Here is a 19254-nt window from a genome sequence, read left to right as displayed (position 1 = left end):
TAAACATCGTTCGATTGCTGGTTTTTTAGCAGGCGTATTTTCTTCACTATGTGCGTATCAACTTTGCCAAAAGAATAAGCCTAAAATTCATGTGATTAAATCTTTGGCTTATCCGTAACTGGGGTTAATTTTATGTTTGATTAACTCATAGTTTTAGAGGGATTTGGGGAATAACTCAATGAAAAAGAAAGAAATTAGTTTGAAATTTTCGGCTGTGGCTTTAGCAGTTTTATTGGCTGGCTGTGGTGGCGGTGGAAGTGATGGGTACTATAATAAAGGTGTTAGTGCTCCTACCGCAGGAACAGGAACTGGCACACAAGAGGAAAACCTGTTTAAAAATATTCAAATTCAGTATCTTCCAATAGTAGAAAAACTTAATGCGCGTGGAGATACTTTTACAGTGTCTGTACGTGTAATGAATGATGGAGCTATTTTACCTAATGTTGCTTTAATAGTTGAATCTACAGATGTATTAAAGAATAAAGCTGCGATTGAGTACATTCCATCAAGTGAGGAGGTAGAGGGTGAATCCGCAGGAATCAAAACTGATGGACAGGGTATTGCACGATTTAATGTTAAAGTTGATGCGGGCTTGGATGAATCCACGATTAATGAAATCTTGAAAGGTGTAAACGTTAAGGTATCTGTTAAGGATGATAAAGGTAATACTTTAGCTTCAGAACCTCATCTTATTTCGGCTTATGATCCAGAAAAAGAAGTCGTTGAAATACCGAACAAATATGATTGGAGTATTTTAACCGACAAGCAGGCACTTGCAGTTGTTGGTGATAAGATTGCTGTGCAGATTAGACTTAAGGCAATTAATGAAACTGATTCTGTAAATAATAAACCAGTACAGATTTCTCTTGAAAATTCATTTAATGGTCAGCTCGAAATTTCAAGTACTTCGGTAGCTTCAACTAATGATGAAGGATATGTTGCATTTACTATAAGTTCAAAGCCATTAAATTTAACTGAACAGCAAATATCAATTATGTTGGCTCAAGGATTGAAATTTAAAGTTCAAGTTGTTGAATCAGGAGTTGTGACAAGCGAACAAATTAAAACTATAGATTTAGTCAAATATATAGATGAAAATTTGTATGGTGGTGATAGTTCGGGTATTTCTCTTGGTGCATTGAGTGCTAATAGTGGGAAATATATCCAAGACGTTCATTTGGATTTGGGTATAGATAATGCTAATCAAGATGTAACGATTTCATCTCGTGCTATCCAGTATAGTAAAGGGAAATACTATTTTTCAAATAATATTGGCCTTTATCCATTAAGCTCAGCTATTTGTACATTAAACAATTCACCGGTCAAAAATGAGACGGGTTTGGATTGGAATGGTAATTCAATTACATACGCAGCTTTAGTTTCTGAAAAACTAAAACTTGCAAGTGTTGATGTGAATAATGTTGTATATTTGAACAACGAAGGAGCGACCAACTCTACATTATCATTTATTAAAGTGAAAACTGATGCTGATGGTAAAGCAACTATTAATCTTATCTATGATCAAAAATATTCAAAATGGTTATACTTAAGTCTAAGTGCACGTATGGAGAATCAGTCTATTCCTTTCGGCAAGACTTTCGATTTTCAATTACCAGTACGTGAAACAGATTATAATGATCAAACTGGGACAGGACCAAACATCATTAGTCCATTTGGTATATCAGATGATTGTTTTGATGCAAATTAAAAAACAGCGCTTCGGCGCTGTTTTTTATTGAGAGATTTAAATAGAAGTCCCCACACTCACACCCACCGTCGGGCGCACTTGCATAGAACTACAAGCACTCAGAGCCAAGACACATATCACCACCAATAAAACTTTATTCATGCAACAAACCTTGAAATTTTGCCTGATGAAATAACGCACTAGAACGAGAGCCACTACGACAAATCATCAGAATGGGTTTTGGAAGCTCATTATAATATTTGGCAAATTCAAGAATATCTGTTTGAGAAATTTTACCGCTGTTGACAGGTTGATAAATCACACTGATCTGGGATTTTCAGCAATATTGCGTAATTCGCTGACCTTGACCACATTGCCTATCTCTTGATCAGGACGGTTCACAATCACCGATTTAAAACCTTGTCGCATCAACTGTGAAAATTTAGCAGTATTCATCTGACCTGCAACGCTGACTTTATTTGTTAGCATCTGTGTATTGTTTGCGTAACTCAACGAGATACTGCTGCAGATCAGAATACAGCAAAACACATGTTTGAGGATGTGTTTAGTCATCCAACAAATCCATTTGTTTAGCTAACTGAAATAAGTTGTTTGAACGGTTACCCGTGCGGCAGAACATCAACACAGGTTTTGGCAATTCGTTATAGTGATTGGCAAACGTACGCACATCTACTTCAGTAATTTGACCCGACACCACAGGTTGATAGACATAATCTAAGCCTGCTGCACGTGCAGCTTCTTCAATTTGCGCACTGGTTGGTTGCTCAGCACCACCTTCCATATCTGGGCGGTTATTAATAATTGACTTAAAGCCTTTCTCTACAACTTGGCTCACATGCTCAGGACCAATTTGACCCGCAAAACCGACTTGTTCAGACATGGGAATACTCCATCATTTTATTCATGACAATATGCTTTATGATAGCATTAAGCAGATTCAAGAGCAGAATGTTCTGAAATATTTATAACGATGATAACGATAAAATAACGCAATGGAGCGCTTATGCATTCCTATACGGTCGAGCCTTTATATGTCAAAAGTGATCATGAGGTGATTGCTGCAGACTTTTATCGCCCTAAATCTATAGAAAAACCCGCGGTGATTCTGATGGCGCATGGTCTGGCTGCCTTGCGTCATTTTAAATTGGTGCAATACGCACAGCATTTTGCTCAGGCAGGCTATGCCGTGGTGTTGTTTGATTATCGCTACTGGGGCGGAAGTACGGGGCGTCCACGTGAATTAGTGTCTATTGAAGCGCAGTTAGATGATTGGCGCAGCATGATTTCACATATCGCAGAACGTAAATCTATAGATGCCAAGCGCATGATTTTATGGGGGACATCGCTGAGCGGTGGATATGTGCTAAGTTTGGCTTCGAGATTACACAATTTGGCTGCGGTGATGGTACAAGTGCCTTTTGTCGATGGTGCGGAAAGTGCCAAGTTGTATCCTTTGCAGCAACTTCCCAAAGCCTTAAAAATTTCTAGTCAGGATTATATGGGTGCAAAGGTCGGTATGTCGCCAAAAACACTGCCTGTGGTGGCGCAAAAGGCGCTGTGTTTTTTACCGACTGCAGACAGTTATGCAGGTTATATGTCCATTGTAAATCCTGATTATTATTGGAGCGGTACCATTCCTGCGCGGGTGTTTTTTCATTTAATCCGTTATCGTCCTATTCAGGAAGTCCGCCAAATCAACATCCCTGTGTTATTTATTGCTGCACAGCTTGACAGCCTGATTCCAATTGAGTCGAGTCGTGAAGCGGCCACCAATATTGCACCTTATGTGCAATATGAGGAGTGGGATATGCAACATTTCGATATTTATCATGGAGAATGGTTTAAAAAAGCGATTCAGACCCAATTAGAGTTTTTACAGCAACTGTTTGGAGTCAGTAAATGATTATTGTATGCCCTGGATGTGGTGCAAAAAACCGTGTACCTGAAGATAAATTATCTGCCAATCCTGCATGTGGGCAGTGTCATCAAGCGCTGATTCCGCTTGCACCCATTGAATTGAATGAGCAAAATTTCAGTAATTTTATCCAAAATAGCGATTTACCTATTCTGATTGATCTTTGGGCGGACTGGTGTGGTCCTTGCAAGATGATGGCACCACATTTTGCAACAGTTGCCAAGCAGAATCCGCAGGTGGTGTTTGCCAAAATTGATACCGAGGCCAATCCACGCTTAAGCAGTGCATTCCATGTGCGCAGTATTCCAACACTGGTATTGATGAATAAAAGCAATGAAATTGCTAGAATAAGCGGCGCGCTACGAGCGACTGAATTACAACAGTGGTTGGATCAGCAACTCAATGCCCAGTCTTAATGCACTGTTCGTGCTAATTTAATGCAAATGTCCGGAGTGAACGTGTCAGATTCTCATGTAAAACCAGAGGGAGTGCTTTCCCTACAAACAATTGCCATGCCAGCAGATACCAACTGGAGTGGAGATGTCTTTGGAGGCTGGATCGTTTCACAGATGGACTTGGCAGGTGCGATTCATGCCGAGCGTTTTAGTAAAGGACGTTGTGCCACGATTTCCATTAACCAAATGACTTTTTTGGTGCCTGTAAAAGTGGGCGATGTGATCAGTTGCTACACCAAAATTTTGAAAGTGGGCAATACTTCAATTCAAATGCAAATTGAAGTGTGGGACAGCCATGACGATTCACGTGAAGCCGTGCGTGTCACCGAAGGCGTATTTACCTTTGTTGCGGTTGATGTCAAAGGCTCAAAACGTCAGATTCCTGAAGAAGCCAAACAGAAGTTTTTAGAAGCTCAGGCGAATCAAACATCGTAATGAAAAAATCCCAGCATAGTAGCTGGGATTTTTTTGGAGAGAAACAAGTATCAATCTTGTTTTTGCTTTAAATGTGCTTTGGACACCCATGCCCATAACATTTCACACTGAATCGGGGCTTCGCCTGATTCATCAATCACACTGACATTGACCAGTGTTTCACCTTTGTCGGTGCTGTGCATGCGTTGTTGCTGTTCTGGGCTGAGTGTGGCAATCGCTGTCATTGCACCTTGAGTCGGACGTTTAAAGTCTACTTTCAAGCTTTTAATCAGCACAATGGCACTATCTGGTACATTCATAGCCGTTACAAAACCTGTGGCAGTTTCAGCCAACAGCGCCATAGCACAGGCATGTACCTGTCCAATATGATTCTGCATGGCTTTATGATTGGCAAGACTGACCACCACTTGCGATGGGGTTACTTCTTGATAGCGAATTTTCGCAGTGCCCACCATCGGCACGACACGACCAAAGGCTTGACTCAAAAGGCGGCTTTGAATGCCTTTCGGCAATTTTGATGTTGCTTTGACCAGTTTGTTTAAGCGATTGGTTGGTGTCATGACATCCCCAAATTAATCTTTAAAGTTGTTAAATTGCAGTGGCAGACCAAATTGTTGCTCTTTCAAGAACGCCATTACTTGTTGCAATGTGTCGCGTTTCTTGTCGGTCACTCGAATTTTGTCACCTTGAATAGAAGATTGCACTTTAATGCCACTGTCTTTAATGGCTTTGTTAATTTTTTTTGCGGTATCTGAGTCAAGACCATCTTTAAGTTTGATCACTTGAATCACATTTTTACCCGATGCGGTCATTTTTTGTGGGTCAAGCGCCTGAATGTCGACTTTACGCTTATAGAAGTGATTTTCGAGCATGGTATACACTTGCTCACATTGGAAATCACTTTCAGTGGAGATTTTAATCTCTTTGTTTTTTTCATTGAGGTCGATAGAAACATCCTGACCACGAAAATCGAAACGAGTACCGATTTCTTTTTGTGTGTTTTGAACCGCATGATTCACTTCAAAAAGTTCTAATTCAGAAACAATATCGAAAGAAGGCATAATGAAGACCTTTGCAAATGGAAACAATATCTGAGATGCTAGGGATGTTTTCTTCATTTGCCAAGTGTTGTTTTACATCAAAGGAGTGCGCAATGATCCGTAAACAAGAAATTACAACATTTGAGTTCCCAGCTGACGCGATTATCTGGGATGTACGTGATGCAAGTGCTTATGCAGAAGCTCATGTTAAAGGTGCTGTGAATCAGCCAATTAACGATCTATCAGCAGAGAGTCTTACTCAGGTGTCGGCGGATCAACCCATTTACATTTTATGTGGTGGCGGAAGTAAAGCCCCACGTGCAGCGGAAAAACTAGAAGGTTTGGACAGCTCACGTGAATATGTGGTTTTAATGGGTGGTACACGTGCTGCGCGCGACGCAGGCATGCCTTTGGAACAAGGTCACTAAGTATCATCAATATGAAGAAAGCGCCGTAAGGCGCTTTTTTGTTGGGTATCGTTTTATTTCTATTTTCTCTAAGCGAGCGTTAGCTTGAAGGTGGAGGAGCTTTAAAATAAGGCTTCTTGGTTTTCACCTTTTTCTGAAAACGTGTAGCTGCCAGTTTTTGTACTAAGTTTTTAGGTACAGCGCAGGCTTCTGCTAAAACTTGTGCCGCCAGTATTTCACTGCACAACGGGGCAAATAAAAAGCCTTTAGAACCGAGTCCTGCAAAGCTGTAAATTTCCTGATCATCACGCATTTTGCCAAGTAGGGGAAAATAATCCTTACTTTGGGCGCGTAGCGAAGCGCGACCTTGCCAAGTATCTACGGGTGCTAAGTTTTCGGCATACGCAGGAAAGACACTGTGGATAAGTTCGTAGTTATGCACATGGTCTTCTGCCAAGACGTCACAATCTTCCCGATTTGGATAAAACGATGCACCTAAAATCAGTTGATCGGCATTGAGCTGCATGCAATAGCCGCCATAGCTATAGGCTTGTGATAATGGCAAAGCCTGATCTGTATTATTTACCCAGCTAACTTGCCCACGAATGGGTTTAAGCACAGGGTAATGCTCAAAAAAAGCACCGCTTTGCAGCGCTGCACAGACGATGACATGATCAAACACTCCAAGTTCAGTATCTACGCTGTGTAAGATCAGTTGCTGTGCTGTCGTGGTGATTTGTTTAATTTGAGCTTGCTGAAACTGAATGTGCGGATGCGCAAGAATTTCATCACGCAGTTGATGTGGAGAAACTGCTCCTGCTTGCAATAAGTTTAAACTGGCAAAGTCGCTTTGTGGCGTAAGTTCGGTTGCACTCTGTGCTGCTAAAATACCTTTTGGGTATTGTGTGGCTAAATCCAGCAATTCATCGGCATGTTTAAGTGCCAGTTGATGAATCTGCAACGGACGAAATGCTTTGAATGCGGCATAGTGATTTAAAGCATGTTGCCATGCCAAAGTCATTAAATGATCAGCACTTTGATGAATTGGGCAAAGTTTTGGGTTTAAGAGTGCCAAAGGATTGCCAGAACCGCCTGCAAGTGGCGCTGTTTGGTCATAGAGCGTGACTTGATGCCCTCGTTGGGAAAATGCCCACGCACAGCTTAAACCCGCAATTCCTGCGCCTATGATCGCAATATGGCGCTGTTGGTTGCTTGTTGTGGTATTTGTTGTAATTTGAGTTTCGTTCTGATCGGATATTGGCTCTATTCCAGGCGCTTGCCAGAAGGCTTTCAGCATTTCCCGTTTATGCCCAAAACCGCGTGGGCGGGTGATGTGAATACCGTGTTGTTTTAAGCCACGTTTGAGTACGCCTGCCACACTAAATGAGGCAAAAGTCGTGCCATAATCGGACAGTGCTACAATCGGGTTGAGCACGGTTTCCTGCCACATATCGGGGTTACAGGCGGGTGCAAAGCCATCTAAAAACCACGCATTGACAGGAGCAGTTTTAGCAATGACAGGAAAAACTTCCTGAGCATCGCCTAGCCATAAATCGAGGCTAAAGCGTTCATCTGGAAAATTTAAACGATGACAGCCTGCTATGGCTGCAGGGTATTGCTGAATCAGCTGTTCAGACAGATGACTCAGTTCTGGCCAAGCGGCTAAGGCACGAATTAGATCGGCTTTGCGGAGTGGAAATTTTTCTACAGAAATGGCGTGCAAGTGACTGTGATTATTAGGACGTACCTGTTGCCACAATTGCCACAGCGCTAAAATATTTAAGCCTGTTCCAAAGCCTGTTTCACCTACGCAAAAATATTCAAAATCGTTGAGTGCTGCCAAGCGGGTGGGTAAGTCGTTGCCCTGTAAAAACACATGCCGCGTTTCGAGCAGGCCATTGTCTTTAGAGAAATACACATCACCAAACTGTTTGGAAATGGGCACATCAATGCCATCGACCAGTTGCCAATCCAGCTCGGCAGTTTGAATAGGCTGAAACAAAACCAGAGTACCTTAAATCAAGAGGTGAATGCTCACCTTACCATTGGCGGCGACGTTTGGTATAGACATAGCTAGCAATTAAGAAGCCGAGCAATACGCCAACCGCGAGTGTTGCAGCACCGTATAAAAACATTTGTGCACTGCGTTCACTTTGCAGTACTTGAACTTGCACGCCTAAATTATCGTTTTTAAGTTGCAGTTCCTGATTCTGTGCCAAAGCATCGAGGTTTGCCTGTTCAAGTTGTTGCAAACGTGTGCTCTGATCTTTAATCAAGGCTTTGGTTTTAGCTTCCTGAAGGGCTTTATTTTTGGCAATTTGTTCTGCAGTCAGGGGCTTATCTTGTGCAGGAGTAACCCCATTGGCTGTTGCTACAGCTGCCGTGTTGGTCACAGCAGCAGGAGCAGGTGCAGTAGGTGTGGTTGTGGCTGGCTCAACTGCATATACAGGTGAACTGAGCAGAACAGCAACAACACTGGCAACAACGAAACGCATAGCGCTTATCCTTGAGGGAATGCTTTATTGAATGGCTTAACGTCAATGTGGGTATATACGCCTTCTTTTAAGAAAGGTTCATCTTGTAGCCAAGCATCGAGTGCTTCACGACTGTCAAAATCGACAATCATGGTGCTGCCATAAAAGCCTGCTTGTGGATTGCTTGGGTCTTTTGGCATTGCCCCCGCCACAATTAAGCGACCTTCGGCATCGAGTTGTTGCAAACGTGCAAGATGTGCAGGACGGGTCGCAAGACGTTTTTCCAGTGTACCTTCACGGTCAGTACAACTCAGAACAAATAAAGGCATAGTTACTCTCGAATATCGCAGATCAGAAATTATTCAGATGTTTTAAAGTATTTGCGCAATACAATAAACTGCACAATGATAAAGGAAAACATCACAATCATGTCACCAAAAGCAGTGAATTCGCCCCAATATTTTCCGTCCATAAATAAAAATGCAAAAAATACGTGTAGGAAAGACATGACTGCAAACATGGCTGCCCAAGTATAATTCAGGTTTTTCCAGCCAGCTTCAGTCAAGTTGAACACAGGCCCAAATAAGCGTTGAATCAGTGGTTTACGGTCTTTGCTGAACCATGGTGATAGCAAAAAAGCACCTGCAAATACAATGTTTAAAATGGCAGCTTTCAGGCGAATATAAAAGTCATCGCTTAACATTAAAGTAACGCCACCAAAAATTACGGTCATAAACAGCACAATCCACTGTTGTTTATCTAAACGGAATTTTTGCATGATGAACAATGCGCCGTACACCACTAACATCGAGATGATCAGACCTGTGGTGGCCACCAAAATATGGTTGTTATCGACACCGCCTGCAGAGCCGATGAGTTGTAGTAATTGATGATTAGTGTCTTTTGGATCTACAGTTTTGTATAAATAAAAGAAAATAATGAGGGGCACAAAGTCTAAAAGTGCTTTCATGTTAGAGTATCTAAATCTGATCAAATAAATGACATAGTATAAGTGATGCACGGCGTAGATTTACATACACACAGTAATATTTCTGATGGAACTTTGTCACCTGGAGAATTGGTGTCTGCGGCAATTCAGCAGGGCATTCATACCTTGGCATTGACTGATCATGACACAATGGATGGGCTGGCTTTGGCAGAGCAAGCGGCTCAGGGGCAAGATTTAAAGATTATTTCGGGAGTGGAAGTTTCCAGTCAATGGTCACGTCCTGCCACTAAAAAAAGCTATAGCGTGCATGTGGTGGCGCTAAACATGCAAAATCCTGCACCTTTACAGGCGCTGCTGGAACAGCAAAAACAAATTCGTGCAGAACGTGCCAAACAAATTTGTGATTTACTCACTCCGCTGATTGGACAAGATATTTATAATGATGTACTTCTTAAAGTCGAAGGCGTAGCAGATCGGATTACCCGTACGCACATTGCCAAAACCTTACAAGAAAAAGGCATTGTAACGCGTGTGCAGCAAGCATTTGATAAATACATCAAAGAAGGCAAAAAGGCTTATGTGAAATTTGATGGCTTGAGTTTGGAAGATACGATTCGGGTAATTCATGACAGTCAGGGTTTTGCCGTGTTGGCGCATCCAACCCGTTATGATTTATCTGCGACCAATATTCGTTATTTGATTGAAATTTTTGCCAAATATGGGGGTGATGCAGTGGAATTGCCGCCTAATATTGACCCTGCATCGACCCGTCAAATGGTGGATCGCATGATTGCTGAACATGGTCTAAAAGTATCTGTCGGCAGCGATTTTCATGGTGACAATATGCCGTGGATTAAATTGGGCAATATTCCGCGGGTGAAAGATGGTCAAATTGGGATTTGGGAGAGTTTTGTTGAGTAACTCCCTCATCCCAACCTTCTCATATAAGCAGATGTGATATCCATTATTAAAATTTAGAAAGGATAAAAACTCCTTCTCCCTCTGGGAGAAGGTTGGGAAGAGGGTCTAAAGCAAATTATTGTCCTGTGCCTGAATTGGTGGTGGCGTTGGTTTACCCAACGTACCCAATAATTCAATTTCAATGGTTCTTACCATGGCATCTAAAGGTAAGTCATTGCTTTGCGTGCCAAAAGGTTCTTCAATTTCAGAACTGAGCGCATCCAGACCTAAAAAAGTATAAGCCAAAATACCGACCAAAAGCGGAGTCGCCAATCCGAGTGTAGACCCTAAACTAAAGGGCAACATAAAACAGAAAAAGTACACTGTTCGGTTAAGTAGGACTGAATACGCAAAAGGGAGCGGTGTGGTAGCAATACGGTCACAACCCGTGAGTACCAAACTCAGCTCTGTGACGTGTTGATTCATTTGTGTGTAAATAATATCGGAAATTTCGCCCTCTTTAAGTGCTTGCATTAACTCCCATTGAATCAAACTGAGCGTGTATTGCGGCGCATTGGCTTGTTGATACAGTTGGGTAATTGCTTGCTGACTCATGCCACTGGTTTGAATTAACTCGGTTGGATTGGCAGTTTGATGACGCAGGCGGTCGCGCAAGACATTGGCAAATACAATGACGTGCTGAATGACGCGTTCACGTCGTGCTTGACTAAGTATACGGCAGTCGCGGTCAAAGTGGCGCGCGTTGGCAATCAGCATGCCCCAAAGTTTACGTGCCTCCCACCAACGGTCATAACAGGCAGAGTTTTTAAAGCCCAAAAAAATCGACAGCACCACCCCAATTAAAGTAAAGCCAACCAAAGGCAATTCTGGAAAATGAAAATAACCAATATAAGACAAACCGCCAATAATGGTGGAGATCAACATCACCAAGCCCAAAGGCGGTAAGACCTTCGGTAAAATCGTGCCCCGCCAAGAAAACAGTAAGTTAAATACACTGGGTTGATCGACTATCATTTTATTAGAATCATCACAATTTTTTGATGATCTTCTGTGCTTGTGCAGGCTTTGTCAATATGCAAATTTTAAGTGTGCTCAAATTTAAGCAGTTGTTGTTCGGCAAAGGAAAAATTACCTTCACTTGAGATGATACAGTGATCGATCAAACGCAGCTCTAGCAACTGACAGGCTTGCTGAATCTGCTGCGTCAGGACTAAATCTGCAGGTGAAGGTTGTGGTAAGCCGAAAGGATGATTGTGTGCAATCACAATCGCTGTGGCATGTTGACTAATCGCAAAACGTAGCAATTGATTAATGGAAATTTCACACGAATTTAATGCACCATAAAATAATTTTTTAAAGCTGATTTTGCGTAAACAGGCATCAAGGCAAAGCACCGCAAACACTTCTTGGGTTTCGCCCAAAAGTTCAAAACGCAGATACTCCATCAAGCGTTTGGAATTGCTAAGCTCAAGTGCATCTTGTTTTAAATGTTCGGCTACATAGCGCCGTCCAAGTTCTTTAACTGCCATGAGCTGTGAATATTTACTGTTACCCATGCCGTGAAATTGACACAACTCGGCAATGGGTGCATCGAGTAAAGTAGTGAGATTGCCAAAATGCTGAATTAGCAATCGTGCCAACTCCACCGCAGAATGTTGCTGTGAGCCTGAGCGCAAAAAAATAGCCAATAGTTCGGCATCAGATAAACTGGCAGCACCATTTTGAATCAGACGTTCACGTGGCCGTTCTTGTTCAGGCCAATGTTTAATAGATAAATGCATTGTTATTTGACTTTGTTATTCTAAATTTGAAACTTAAATCCCAACAGATCTCTTGGGAATGACATTATTTAATGCTATTGTGAGCCCCACTGCAACAAAAAGGTGGCTTATTTGTGAGCTTCGATTTAAGCGTACTCCCTCATAAAAACATTATTTTAGCTGTGACAGGCGGCATTGCGGCCTATAAAAGTGCGATTTTAGTGCGTCGTTTAAAGGATGCAGGGTTTAGTGTTCGCGTGGTCATGACCAGAGGGGCACAAGCTTTTATTACACCGCTGACCTTTCAAGCATTGTCGGGCAATCCTGTACATACCGAATTATTAGATACCGAAGCCGAAGCAGGCATGGGGCATATTGAATTGGCACGGTGGGCCGATTTAATTTTGGTTGCGCCCGCCAGTTGCGACACCTTAGCCAAATTTGCTGCAGGTCTGGCCGATGATTTGCTCAGTACTTTATATTTAGCCACCACTGCACCAGTTTGGGTTGCACCTGCCATGAATCAGCAAATGTGGGCAGCCAAAGCCACACAGCGTAACTTAACCACTTTGGTGGAAGATGGCGTGCATGTAATTATGCCCGATGCGGGCGAACAAGCCTGTGGAGATGTTGGTTTAGGGCGTATGCCAGAACCTGAAGATTTGGCGCATCAGGTGACGCAGTATTTTCATCAGGCACAGCGTGCTTTGGTGGAAAAATTTGGCATGTTGGCAGGCAAAAATGTCACCATTACAGCAGGCCCAACCCGCGAAGCTTTAGACCCTGTGCGTTATATTTCTAACCATAGTACAGGCAAAATGGGTTTTTCTTTGGCTGCAGCCTGTTATGCAGCAGGGGCAAAAGTCACGCTTATTGCAGGCCCAGTTAGTTTAGATACGCCAAATGGGGTACAGCGAATTAATGTGTCTTCTGCAATTCAAATGCTAGATACCAGTTTGCAGATGCTTGAACAAGGCTGTGATATTTTCATCGCTACAGCCGCGGTGGCAGATTACCGCGTGGCAGAAATTGCGGAACACAAAATTAAAAAATTAGGCGATGAGCTGAATGTGGCGTTGGTCAAAAACCCTGATATTGTTGCGACCATTGCGCAACAGGAAAAACGTCCGTTTATGGTTGGCTTTGCTGCAGAAACCCGCAATGTAGAAGAGTATGCAGCAGGCAAGTTGGTGGCGAAAAAACTGGATATGATTGCCTGCAATGACGTTTCCCGTGCCGATATTGGTTTTGCTTCCGATGAAAATGCCATGACGGTATTTTTTGCCGAAAGCTACCGTATGGAAAAACGCGATTTGGAAAAAGCCTCGAAACAGGAAATTGCGCAGCAATTGGTCGAAGCGATTCATGATGCCTTGTATCGAGATCCATCTCAGGATGATGATTTTTAATTTTGATCGTCCATCAGCAAACGGATGACATAAAAAACCGCTGAAATTTCAGCGGTTTTTTTATATCCAATCGCGTATTAAGCTTGACCTTCAGCTGCAGCGGCTTGAGCACGTTGCATATTGGCTTCAAACTCGGCATCGAAGTTGATTGGCGTTAACAATAATTGTGGGAAGCTGCCTTTGGTAACCATATCATTCACTGCTTCACGCAAGAATGGGAACAAAATGTTCGGGCAGTATGCGCCAAGAATGTACGGTAAACGCTCTTCTTCAACGCCATCAATCAGGAAAATACCAGCTTGGGTAACATCAACAATAAATGCAGTATCGCCCGCGTTGTTGGCTTGAACCACAACTTTTAATGCTACTTCAAAGTGGGTTGGATCAATTTTTTCTGCAGAAGATGACAGGTTGATGTTCAATTCAGGCTGCCATTCTTTGGTAAATACTTGTGCCCCAGGAACTTCAAAAGAAATGTCTTTGGTATAAATACGCTCTAATGCCAATTGTGGTTGAGCTTGTTGTTCTTCACTCATGTTAAATCCTTAAGAGTTGGTTATCGTGTTATGTTTATGCCAATAATTGATCGAGCTTGCCTTCGCGATCTAACGCATATAATTGGTCAAAGCCGCCAATAAACTGGTCATTGATGAAAATTTGTGGAACGGTACGATGATTGGTGCGTTGCATTAATTCAACACGTACTTCAGGCGCTTCATTCGACAAATTAATTTCTTTATAGGCAACGCCTTTACGCTCAAGGAGTTGTTTTGCACGAATGCAGTATGGACATACAGTCGTTGAATAAATAGTGACTTCAGCCATGATTGTTCTCCTTGCGAAAAATATTGGGTAAAACTATTTGCTTTTTACTAAAGGTAAACCTTGTGCTTTCCAGTTGCTAATACCGCCATCTAAACGATAGGCATCGGTATGTGCGACCTGTTGTAAAGCACTGCCTGCAACCTGACCCAAGTTACAGATAAAGACCAATGGGCGATCTGAGGTTTTTAACTCTTCAACATGCTTGGTAATTTGGCTATAGGGAATATTGCGGCTACCACTGATATGACCTTCACGGAAATCTTTGGCATCACGTAAATCAATCAACATGGCATTTTTAGCTTTGACTAAAATACCCAAAGATTGTGGGGAAATTTTGCGACCATTGCGTTGACCTTCTAACACAAAGAACAACACTACCAATACAGCCAGCGTCCCAAATAAGAAGGGATGATTCCCCATAAATTCGAACCAACGTTCCACAAGTCACCTAATTACAATGTCAAAATTGTTCAAGAGTATAGCGTATAAATATGGCGATCAAAAACACCGCTTCAAGGGCAGCGCCACAATAAAATTAATTTTTTTGTTGCGCTTCGGCAATTTCATCACACAGTCTTAAATAACTGTCTAAACGACGCGATAAAATTTCGCCTTCTGCAGCAGCCAGTCGCAGCGCACATTGCTTTTCATGTTTATGGGTACAGTTGCGGAATTGGCAATGACCCAACAGGTTTTCAATTTCAGGAAAACCATTTTGAATTTTATCTTGGCTCAAGTGCCACAAACCAAATTCACGAATCCCCGGTGAGTCAATTAAGGCAGCACCATCTCCAAAGCCAATTAAACGAGTAGAGGTTGTGGTGTGCTGTCCAAGTGCCGAGTTTTCCGAAATGATATTGGTCTTTTGCGCCGCTTCGGGCACGATGGCATTAATCAGCGAGCTTTTACCCACGCCCGATTGCCCGACAAAAGCTACCGTTTCACCTGCTAAACGTGCCGCTAAATGCTCTAAATTCGCATCGGATTGGGTTTGCATAACTTCATATCCCAAGTCTTGATATTCCTTGAGCAAGTCTAAAATCGGGTCGTTTTCTTTGAGTAAATCAGATTTGTTTAAAACCAATAAGGCGGGAATATCGGCATCGGCACAAGCAACCAAATAGCGGTCAATCAAGCCCGGTGCAGGTTCAGGCAAAGGCGCAAAAACAATCACAATCAAACTGATATTGGCGGCAACAGGTTTAACTTTGTGATAACGATCAGGTCGGGTCAATAAAGATTGGCGTGGATGAATCGCGGTAATAATTCCTAAACCTGTATTTGGGTCGGCCTGCCATTTGACCCGATCTCCCGTCACCAATAATTCTAAATTGGTACGAGTGTGACAGCGCCAAATACTTCCCATTTCAATAGGTTTCCAAAATGGTTCTGGCTCACCTGCGTGCACCACCGGTTTTTCAGGATGAATTTCAGGAACAGATAAAGCCTGAACTTCTAATTGACGACCATAGTGTTGTACCACCAAGCCTTCTAAATCATGTGAAGTGTCAATGTCTGCCTGACGTGACTTGTGTTGTTTTTCAATTCGACGTTGCTGTTGTTCAGTCAATCGACGCTTACGAATTAAAGCCATTCATATCCTAAAAAAACCATGAACTCAGGATGGCAAAAATAGCATGAAGCGGGGGCACAGTTACAGCCAAGAAGCAAGAAATTTGCTACTATGCTGTTTTTAAGCCGAATAAGATTGCACATTTATGAGCAGCACGCCTGATACTCGCCTCATTTGGATTGATTTGGAAATGACAGGTTTAGATACCGATAACGACCAAATTATTGAAGTGGCTACCATTGTGACCGATGATCATTTAAATATTTTGGCAGAAGGTCCTGTGCTGGCTGTGCATCAGCCTGATCGTATTTTAAATGCCATGGATGAGTGGAATACACGTCAGCATGGACAATCGGGCTTAATTGAGCGTGTGCGTCACAGCAAACTCACTGCGCAGGATGCAGAGCAGCAAACCATTGAGTTTCTAAAAAAATGGGTCAATCCTAAAACATCGCCAATGTGTGGCAACTCAATTTGCCAAGACCGCCGTTTTTTACACCGTTTAATGCCTGAATTGGAACAGTACTTCCATTATCGTAATTTGGATGTTTCATCAGTGAAAGAGTTGGCAAAGCGCTGGCGTCCAGAAATTATGAGCGGTTTGAAAAAGAATGCGTCGCATTTGGCGATGGATGATATTCGTGATTCGATTGCTGAGCTGAAATATTATCGCCAATACTTTTTTATTATGAATCAGGACTAAAACCTTTTTCTGCGTAGGAGATGGAGCTGTAACAGTAACAGCGATCTCTTACGCTTAAACTGTGTTGGTCACTCATAAATAAGAAATAATAAGATATGACTCAGCATTGCCTTATGCCTTACTTTATATAAAGATATTAGAGGCAAGTTTGTATAAAGCTAAGCAATGCTTAGGTGTTCATTGGTTAAAAGCCAAGCAAAACCAAAAGCTTTATTTTCCTGCCTGCCAAAATGCTTCACCTGCCTGAATTGGGTCGCCTGTTTGCGCCAAAGTCTCAAGCCAGACATCATATTGCGCGATGATTGGATGTTGGCTAGGGTGAAAGTCAGGTTTAAACCAATCACGATATTGTGATTGCATTTTGCGTAATTTCCCTTGTTTGCCAAACAGCCATTGCAAGCCACGTACATTCATTTTAAGGCGCTGGGTACGATTAAACCCATCGCATCTCAGCATGACATTGGCGCGGTACAGGGTAAATCCGAACATTAAACCTGTGGTCAGCACCAACGCCATTTTTCGAGTCACTTCAGGCACATTGCCCACCTGTTGCATCACATCAAACGCCACATCACGATGTTCCATTTCTTCAATCGCATGCCATGCAAATAAAGCACGGACATAAGGATGTGCATCTTGCAGCGTGTCTTTTTCGCCATAAAAAGTTTCTGCCATAAGTGCGGTTAAATGTTCCGCAGCTGCTGTCATGGCGATGTTGTATTGGGGCGAGCGATATTTCAGTTCAAACTTAAACACTTTGTTTAGACGCTGAATAAACTGATCTACAGGCATGCCTTGATCTTTCATGACCTGATTCATTTTGTCGTGTGCAATGCCGTGCTGAGCTTCTTGTCGAATAAAATCGGCAACACGCTGTTTTAAGTCAGGGTCTTGAATTTGATCACGGAACAAACGTACCGATTGAATGAAATAACGCTCGCCATCAGGAAAAGTCAGGCTCAAAGCATCAAACATGCGGGTTAAAAACGGGTCACCTGCAAACCAGTAACGCGGCACATCGGCTAATTTAAAATCGAGATTGCTGCGTACTATGGGCGCAGCATGATATTGGACAAGTGCATTCATTTTATTTTATTTCACTCTGGTCAATCCTGTTTGCATTATGTCGGGCTTTGGCAGATTTGTTTTGACAGTATTTGCCAGTTTTTATACATTAAGCGACAAAAGAAAATGATGCATGTCAAAATGAGCAAGCACATGAGCGAAATTCAAATTCCGAATGGTTATTATCAACTTTGGTTACGCTATTTATCTGCACAGGGCAGAGTTCCTGAGCAGCTTGGATTTTCGCCTGCACAATTGCAGCAGTTACAGCATGTGTTGGCATTGCCCATGGATACCCAATCGTCCTATCAGTTTTTTAACGAGATCATCCAACACAGTATTCAGTTTTTAGATTGTCCAACGCTCGTTTTTGAATTGGCACGTTATATTCAGCCTGAACATTTTGGCGTGCTTGGCTATATGGCATCGCGTAGTAACAGTGTTGCAGAAGCCATTCAATATATGATGCGTTTTAGTCGCTTGGTGGTGGATGGTACGGCAGCCGTACCAATGCGACTGGAACAACAATCAGATGCTTTATATTTATCATGGCCATTGGTGGATGAAAAATACAGCTTGGTTCATGAAATGACTTTTGCTTGTATGACTCAATTGGCCATGCAAATTTTTGATTTTCAACACTCTCCGATACGGGAGATTCATTTTGCCCATGCACCGCGTATGGCGATGCTGCATTATGAAAAGTTTTATGGTTGTAAGGTTTTATTTAAGCAAGCGGAATATCAAATTGTTTTAAATTTAGAAAGCCTCAGTTTAAAACCACAGCAAGCCGATCCCTCTTTAATTCATTTACTCACCAAACAAGCTGAAGATGCGATTGCGTTAAAACCACAATTAGAAACCGTGCAGCAGCAAGTCCAAGAGCAGGTGGCGCATTATTTACGTTATGAACAGCAAGTGCCGAGCATTGAATGGGTGGCGCAGCGTTTATTTCGTTCAGGGCGTACGTTACAGCGTCAGCTTAAACAGGAAGGTACGGGTTTTAAACAGATTCTTGAAATAGAACGGATGCAGCGCTGTGAAAACTTACTGCGACAAAATGTGAGCCTAAGCGATATTGCACAGTTGTTGGGTTATTCAGACCAATCGGCTTTGGCGCGTGCCTATAAAGCCTGTACAGGACAGACCTTGCTAAAACGTAAACAGCAGTTGCAGCAAGCTGAGGATGCACTTTCTCTACAGCAAAATACGCCATAAATAGTATGGATTGGCTCATTATCAACAGGTGATTTCGCGCTAAGAGATTGAAAATAAGCTGTGTGTAGCCATGACCGAATCAGCTTTTGCAAGGTTGATAAAGCCTAAGATAAAACCTGAAGTTGTTTATTTTTATCAATATTTTTAAATTTAAAAGCACGATTGAGCAAGTTTCAAAAACCGATAAGCAGGCAAAATTAGGCATCTTTGATCATTGAGAAAAAAGCGCAAATATCAGTAAATGTAGCCTCGCGGTTGTTCTGAATAAATCGTTTTGCAAACAGAAATGCAGCAACTCATGCCTGTGCGCTATTCATTGAGTAAAAAATAGCGTTACAATGGGTCAATTTGTATTTCTACAATAGCAAATGTCTCAGTTTTAATCATTCAAGGAAAA

At 42.3% G+C, this 19254-nt stretch carries 23 protein-coding genes and 2 pseudogenes; 10 read left to right on the top strand and 15 right to left on the bottom strand.

The genetic code is table 11. The annotated features are described in order from the left end of the window. Together FTV52_RS12160 and FTV52_RS12155 are read left to right on the top strand one after the other, a co-directional pair. Positions 1–118: pseudogene (locus FTV52_RS12160) on the top strand (IS982 family transposase); the annotation flags it as partial. A gap of 60 nt (positions 119–178) precedes the next feature. After that, positions 179–1708, top strand: a complete 1530-nt coding sequence (locus tag FTV52_RS12155; RefSeq protein WP_167845777.1) for a hypothetical protein — start codon at positions 179–181, stop codon at positions 1706–1708. A 133-nt stretch (positions 1709–1841) separates the two neighbouring features. Here the strand turns inward: FTV52_RS12155 and FTV52_RS12150 are convergent. Together FTV52_RS12150 and FTV52_RS12145 are read right to left on the bottom strand one after the other, a co-directional pair. After that, a pseudogene (locus tag FTV52_RS12150) lies at positions 1842–2260 on the bottom strand (beta-lactamase hydrolase domain-containing protein). Further along, complete coding sequence (locus FTV52_RS12145) at positions 2253–2588, bottom strand: TIGR01244 family sulfur transferase (RefSeq protein WP_096902417.1); 336 nt, start codon at positions 2586–2588, stop codon at positions 2253–2255. The pseudogene FTV52_RS12150 and the gene FTV52_RS12145 overlap by 8 nt, the downstream one beginning before the upstream one ends. A gap of 123 nt (positions 2589–2711) precedes the next feature. Here FTV52_RS12145 and FTV52_RS12140 point away from each other — a divergent pair, with 123 nt between their 5' ends. The 3 genes from FTV52_RS12140 (at position 2712) to FTV52_RS12130 (ending at position 4513) form a co-directional block, all read left to right on the top strand. After that, positions 2712–3611, top strand: a complete 900-nt coding sequence (locus FTV52_RS12140; RefSeq protein WP_179990891.1) for an alpha/beta hydrolase — start codon at positions 2712–2714, stop codon at positions 3609–3611. Continuing rightward, positions 3608–4039, top strand: a complete 432-nt coding sequence (gene trxC, locus FTV52_RS12135) for a thioredoxin TrxC (protein WP_070153832.1) — start codon at positions 3608–3610, stop codon at positions 4037–4039. The genes FTV52_RS12140 and trxC overlap by 4 nt, the downstream gene beginning before the upstream one ends. A gap of 96 nt (positions 4040–4135) precedes the next feature. Beyond that, positions 4136–4513: an acyl-CoA thioesterase gene (locus tag FTV52_RS12130; RefSeq protein WP_257221747.1), complete on the top strand. Its 378-nt coding sequence runs from the start codon at positions 4136–4138 to the stop codon at positions 4511–4513. Positions 4514–4563: 50 nt separating this feature from the next. Here the strand turns inward: FTV52_RS12130 and FTV52_RS12125 are convergent, their stop codons facing one another. Both FTV52_RS12125 and FTV52_RS12120 read right to left on the bottom strand, forming a co-directional pair. After that, positions 4564–5073: a DUF4442 domain-containing protein gene (locus FTV52_RS12125; protein ID WP_179990889.1), complete on the bottom strand. Its 510-nt coding sequence runs from the start codon at positions 5071–5073 to the stop codon at positions 4564–4566. 12 nt (positions 5074–5085) lie between these two features. Beyond that, complete coding sequence (locus FTV52_RS12120; protein ID WP_004976234.1) at positions 5086–5574, bottom strand: YajQ family cyclic di-GMP-binding protein; 489 nt, start codon at positions 5572–5574, stop codon at positions 5086–5088. 92 nt (positions 5575–5666) lie between these two features. On the opposite strand from FTV52_RS12120, the gene FTV52_RS12115 reads away from it, so the two are divergent. Further along, positions 5667–5981, top strand: a complete 315-nt coding sequence (locus FTV52_RS12115; protein WP_004976235.1) for a rhodanese-like domain-containing protein — start codon at positions 5667–5669, stop codon at positions 5979–5981. Between the two features lie 79 nt (positions 5982–6060). Here the strand turns inward: FTV52_RS12115 and mnmC are convergent, their stop codons facing one another. Genes mnmC through FTV52_RS12095 form a run of 4 tightly spaced genes read right to left on the bottom strand, consistent with a single transcriptional unit; the run spans position 6061 to position 9404 of the window. Next, positions 6061–7962, bottom strand: a complete 1902-nt coding sequence (gene mnmC / locus FTV52_RS12110) for an FAD-dependent 5-carboxymethylaminomethyl-2-thiouridine(34) oxidoreductase MnmC (protein WP_179990888.1) — start codon at positions 7960–7962, stop codon at positions 6061–6063. 37 nt (positions 7963–7999) lie between these two features. Then, entirely contained in the window at positions 8000–8455 is a 456-nt protein-coding gene (locus FTV52_RS12105) for a hypothetical protein (protein ID WP_004976237.1), read from the bottom strand. A 5-nt stretch (positions 8456–8460) separates the two neighbouring features. After that, positions 8461–8763, bottom strand: coding sequence for a YciI family protein (locus FTV52_RS12100; RefSeq protein ID WP_179990887.1), 303 nt, complete (start codon positions 8761–8763; stop codon positions 8461–8463). Between the two features lie 29 nt (positions 8764–8792). Beyond that, a complete protein-coding gene (locus tag FTV52_RS12095; protein ID WP_004976239.1) occupies positions 8793–9404 on the bottom strand; it encodes a septation protein IspZ in 612 nt (203 codons plus the stop codon). Between the two features lie 45 nt (positions 9405–9449). Between FTV52_RS12095 and FTV52_RS12090 the strand changes: the two genes are divergently transcribed. Beyond that, positions 9450–10304, top strand: coding sequence for a PHP domain-containing protein (locus FTV52_RS12090; protein WP_179990886.1), 855 nt, complete (start codon positions 9450–9452; stop codon positions 10302–10304). A gap of 105 nt (positions 10305–10409) precedes the next feature. Here the strand turns inward: FTV52_RS12090 and FTV52_RS12085 are convergent, their stop codons facing one another. Further along, positions 10410–11318 (bottom strand): bestrophin family protein, encoded by a 909-nt coding sequence (locus tag FTV52_RS12085; protein ID WP_154321041.1) that lies wholly within the window; start codon positions 11316–11318, stop codon positions 10410–10412. A 68-nt stretch (positions 11319–11386) separates the two neighbouring features. Then, positions 11387–12085: a DNA repair protein RadC gene (gene radC / locus FTV52_RS12080; protein WP_154321040.1), complete on the bottom strand. Its 699-nt coding sequence runs from the start codon at positions 12083–12085 to the stop codon at positions 11387–11389. Positions 12086–12198: 113 nt separating this feature from the next. On the opposite strand from radC, the gene coaBC reads away from it, so the two are divergent. Continuing rightward, complete coding sequence (coaBC, locus tag FTV52_RS12075; protein ID WP_167845783.1) at positions 12199–13473, top strand: bifunctional phosphopantothenoylcysteine decarboxylase/phosphopantothenate--cysteine ligase CoaBC; 1275 nt, start codon at positions 12199–12201, stop codon at positions 13471–13473. A 77-nt stretch (positions 13474–13550) separates the two neighbouring features. Here the strand turns inward: coaBC and secB are convergent, their stop codons facing one another. The 4 genes from secB to rsgA all read right to left on the bottom strand — a co-directional run bounded on the left by secB (position 13551) and on the right by rsgA (position 15892). Beyond that, entirely contained in the window at positions 13551–14009 is a 459-nt protein-coding gene (gene secB / locus FTV52_RS12070) for a protein-export chaperone SecB (RefSeq protein WP_004976246.1), read from the bottom strand. Between the two features lie 34 nt (positions 14010–14043). Then, positions 14044–14298: a glutaredoxin 3 gene (gene grxC / locus FTV52_RS12065; RefSeq protein WP_004976247.1), complete on the bottom strand. Its 255-nt coding sequence runs from the start codon at positions 14296–14298 to the stop codon at positions 14044–14046. 33 nt (positions 14299–14331) lie between these two features. Continuing rightward, positions 14332–14739 (bottom strand): rhodanese-like domain-containing protein, encoded by a 408-nt coding sequence (locus FTV52_RS12060; RefSeq protein ID WP_004976250.1) that lies wholly within the window; start codon positions 14737–14739, stop codon positions 14332–14334. 94 nt (positions 14740–14833) lie between these two features. Further along, complete coding sequence (rsgA, locus tag FTV52_RS12055) at positions 14834–15892, bottom strand: small ribosomal subunit biogenesis GTPase RsgA (protein WP_154321039.1); 1059 nt, start codon at positions 15890–15892, stop codon at positions 14834–14836. A gap of 124 nt (positions 15893–16016) precedes the next feature. On the opposite strand from rsgA, the gene orn reads away from it, so the two are divergent. Further along, positions 16017–16574, top strand: a complete 558-nt coding sequence (gene orn, locus FTV52_RS12050) for an oligoribonuclease (RefSeq protein WP_179990885.1) — start codon at positions 16017–16019, stop codon at positions 16572–16574. Positions 16575–16784: 210 nt separating this feature from the next. On the opposite strand, the gene FTV52_RS12045 is transcribed toward orn, so the two are convergent. Continuing rightward, the gene (locus tag FTV52_RS12045) at positions 16785–17660 is read right to left on the bottom strand and encodes a metal-dependent hydrolase (protein ID WP_131261957.1); all 876 of its coding nucleotides are present in this window, start codon (positions 17658–17660) and stop codon (positions 16785–16787) included. A 132-nt stretch (positions 17661–17792) separates the two neighbouring features. On the opposite strand from FTV52_RS12045, the gene FTV52_RS12040 reads away from it, so the two are divergent. Further along, on the top strand, positions 17793–18857 hold the full coding sequence (locus FTV52_RS12040; RefSeq protein ID WP_131261958.1) for an AraC family transcriptional regulator: 1065 nt from the start codon (positions 17793–17795) through the stop codon (positions 18855–18857). Positions 18858–19254: the final 397 nt, after the last annotated feature.

Origin of the sequence: Acinetobacter sp. YH1901141 (assembly GCF_013416935.1) — a bacterium.
In the GTDB taxonomy this organism is placed as follows: Bacteria; Pseudomonadota; Gammaproteobacteria; order Pseudomonadales; family Moraxellaceae; genus Acinetobacter; species Acinetobacter towneri.
The sequence above is the reverse complement of the archived record's forward strand: the minus strand, read 5'-3'. Positions and strand labels throughout refer to the sequence as shown.

Excerpts from the sequence above, each read along its gene's own strand:
- FTV52_RS12155 (WP_167845777.1), top strand. The coding sequence starts at position 179 with ATGAAAAAGAAAGAAATTAGTTTGAAATTTTCGGCTGTGGCTTTAGCA.
- FTV52_RS12145 (WP_096902417.1), bottom strand. The coding sequence starts at position 2,588 with ATGTCTGAACAAGTCGGTTTTGCGGGTCAAATTGGTCCTGAGCATGTG.
- FTV52_RS12140 (WP_179990891.1), top strand. The coding sequence starts at position 2,712 with ATGCATTCCTATACGGTCGAGCCTTTATATGTCAAAAGTGATCATGAG.
- trxC (WP_070153832.1), top strand. The coding sequence starts at position 3,608 with ATGATTATTGTATGCCCTGGATGTGGTGCAAAAAACCGTGTACCTGAA.
- FTV52_RS12130 (WP_257221747.1), top strand. The coding sequence starts at position 4,136 with ATGCCAGCAGATACCAACTGGAGTGGAGATGTCTTTGGAGGCTGGATC.
- FTV52_RS12125 (WP_179990889.1), bottom strand. The coding sequence starts at position 5,073 with ATGACACCAACCAATCGCTTAAACAAACTGGTCAAAGCAACATCAAAA.
- FTV52_RS12120 (WP_004976234.1), bottom strand. The coding sequence starts at position 5,574 with ATGCCTTCTTTCGATATTGTTTCTGAATTAGAACTTTTTGAAGTGAAT.
- FTV52_RS12115 (WP_004976235.1), top strand. The coding sequence starts at position 5,667 with ATGATCCGTAAACAAGAAATTACAACATTTGAGTTCCCAGCTGACGCG.
- FTV52_RS12105 (WP_004976237.1), bottom strand. The coding sequence starts at position 8,455 with ATGCGTTTCGTTGTTGCCAGTGTTGTTGCTGTTCTGCTCAGTTCACCT.
- FTV52_RS12100 (WP_179990887.1), bottom strand. The coding sequence starts at position 8,763 with ATGCCTTTATTTGTTCTGAGTTGTACTGACCGTGAAGGTACACTGGAA.
- FTV52_RS12095 (WP_004976239.1), bottom strand. The coding sequence starts at position 9,404 with ATGAAAGCACTTTTAGACTTTGTGCCCCTCATTATTTTCTTTTATTTA.
- FTV52_RS12090 (WP_179990886.1), top strand. The coding sequence starts at position 9,450 with ATGCACGGCGTAGATTTACATACACACAGTAATATTTCTGATGGAACT.
- FTV52_RS12085 (WP_154321041.1), bottom strand. The coding sequence starts at position 11,318 with ATGATAGTCGATCAACCCAGTGTATTTAACTTACTGTTTTCTTGGCGG.
- radC (WP_154321040.1), bottom strand. The coding sequence starts at position 12,085 with ATGCATTTATCTATTAAACATTGGCCTGAACAAGAACGGCCACGTGAA.
- secB (WP_004976246.1), bottom strand. The coding sequence starts at position 14,009 with ATGAGTGAAGAACAACAAGCTCAACCACAATTGGCATTAGAGCGTATT.
- grxC (WP_004976247.1), bottom strand. The coding sequence starts at position 14,298 with ATGGCTGAAGTCACTATTTATTCAACGACTGTATGTCCATACTGCATT.
- rsgA (WP_154321039.1), bottom strand. The coding sequence starts at position 15,892 with ATGGCTTTAATTCGTAAGCGTCGATTGACTGAACAACAGCAACGTCGA.
- orn (WP_179990885.1), top strand. The coding sequence starts at position 16,017 with ATGAGCAGCACGCCTGATACTCGCCTCATTTGGATTGATTTGGAAATG.
- FTV52_RS12045 (WP_131261957.1), bottom strand. The coding sequence starts at position 17,660 with ATGAATGCACTTGTCCAATATCATGCTGCGCCCATAGTACGCAGCAAT.
- FTV52_RS12040 (WP_131261958.1), top strand. The coding sequence starts at position 17,793 with ATGAGCGAAATTCAAATTCCGAATGGTTATTATCAACTTTGGTTACGC.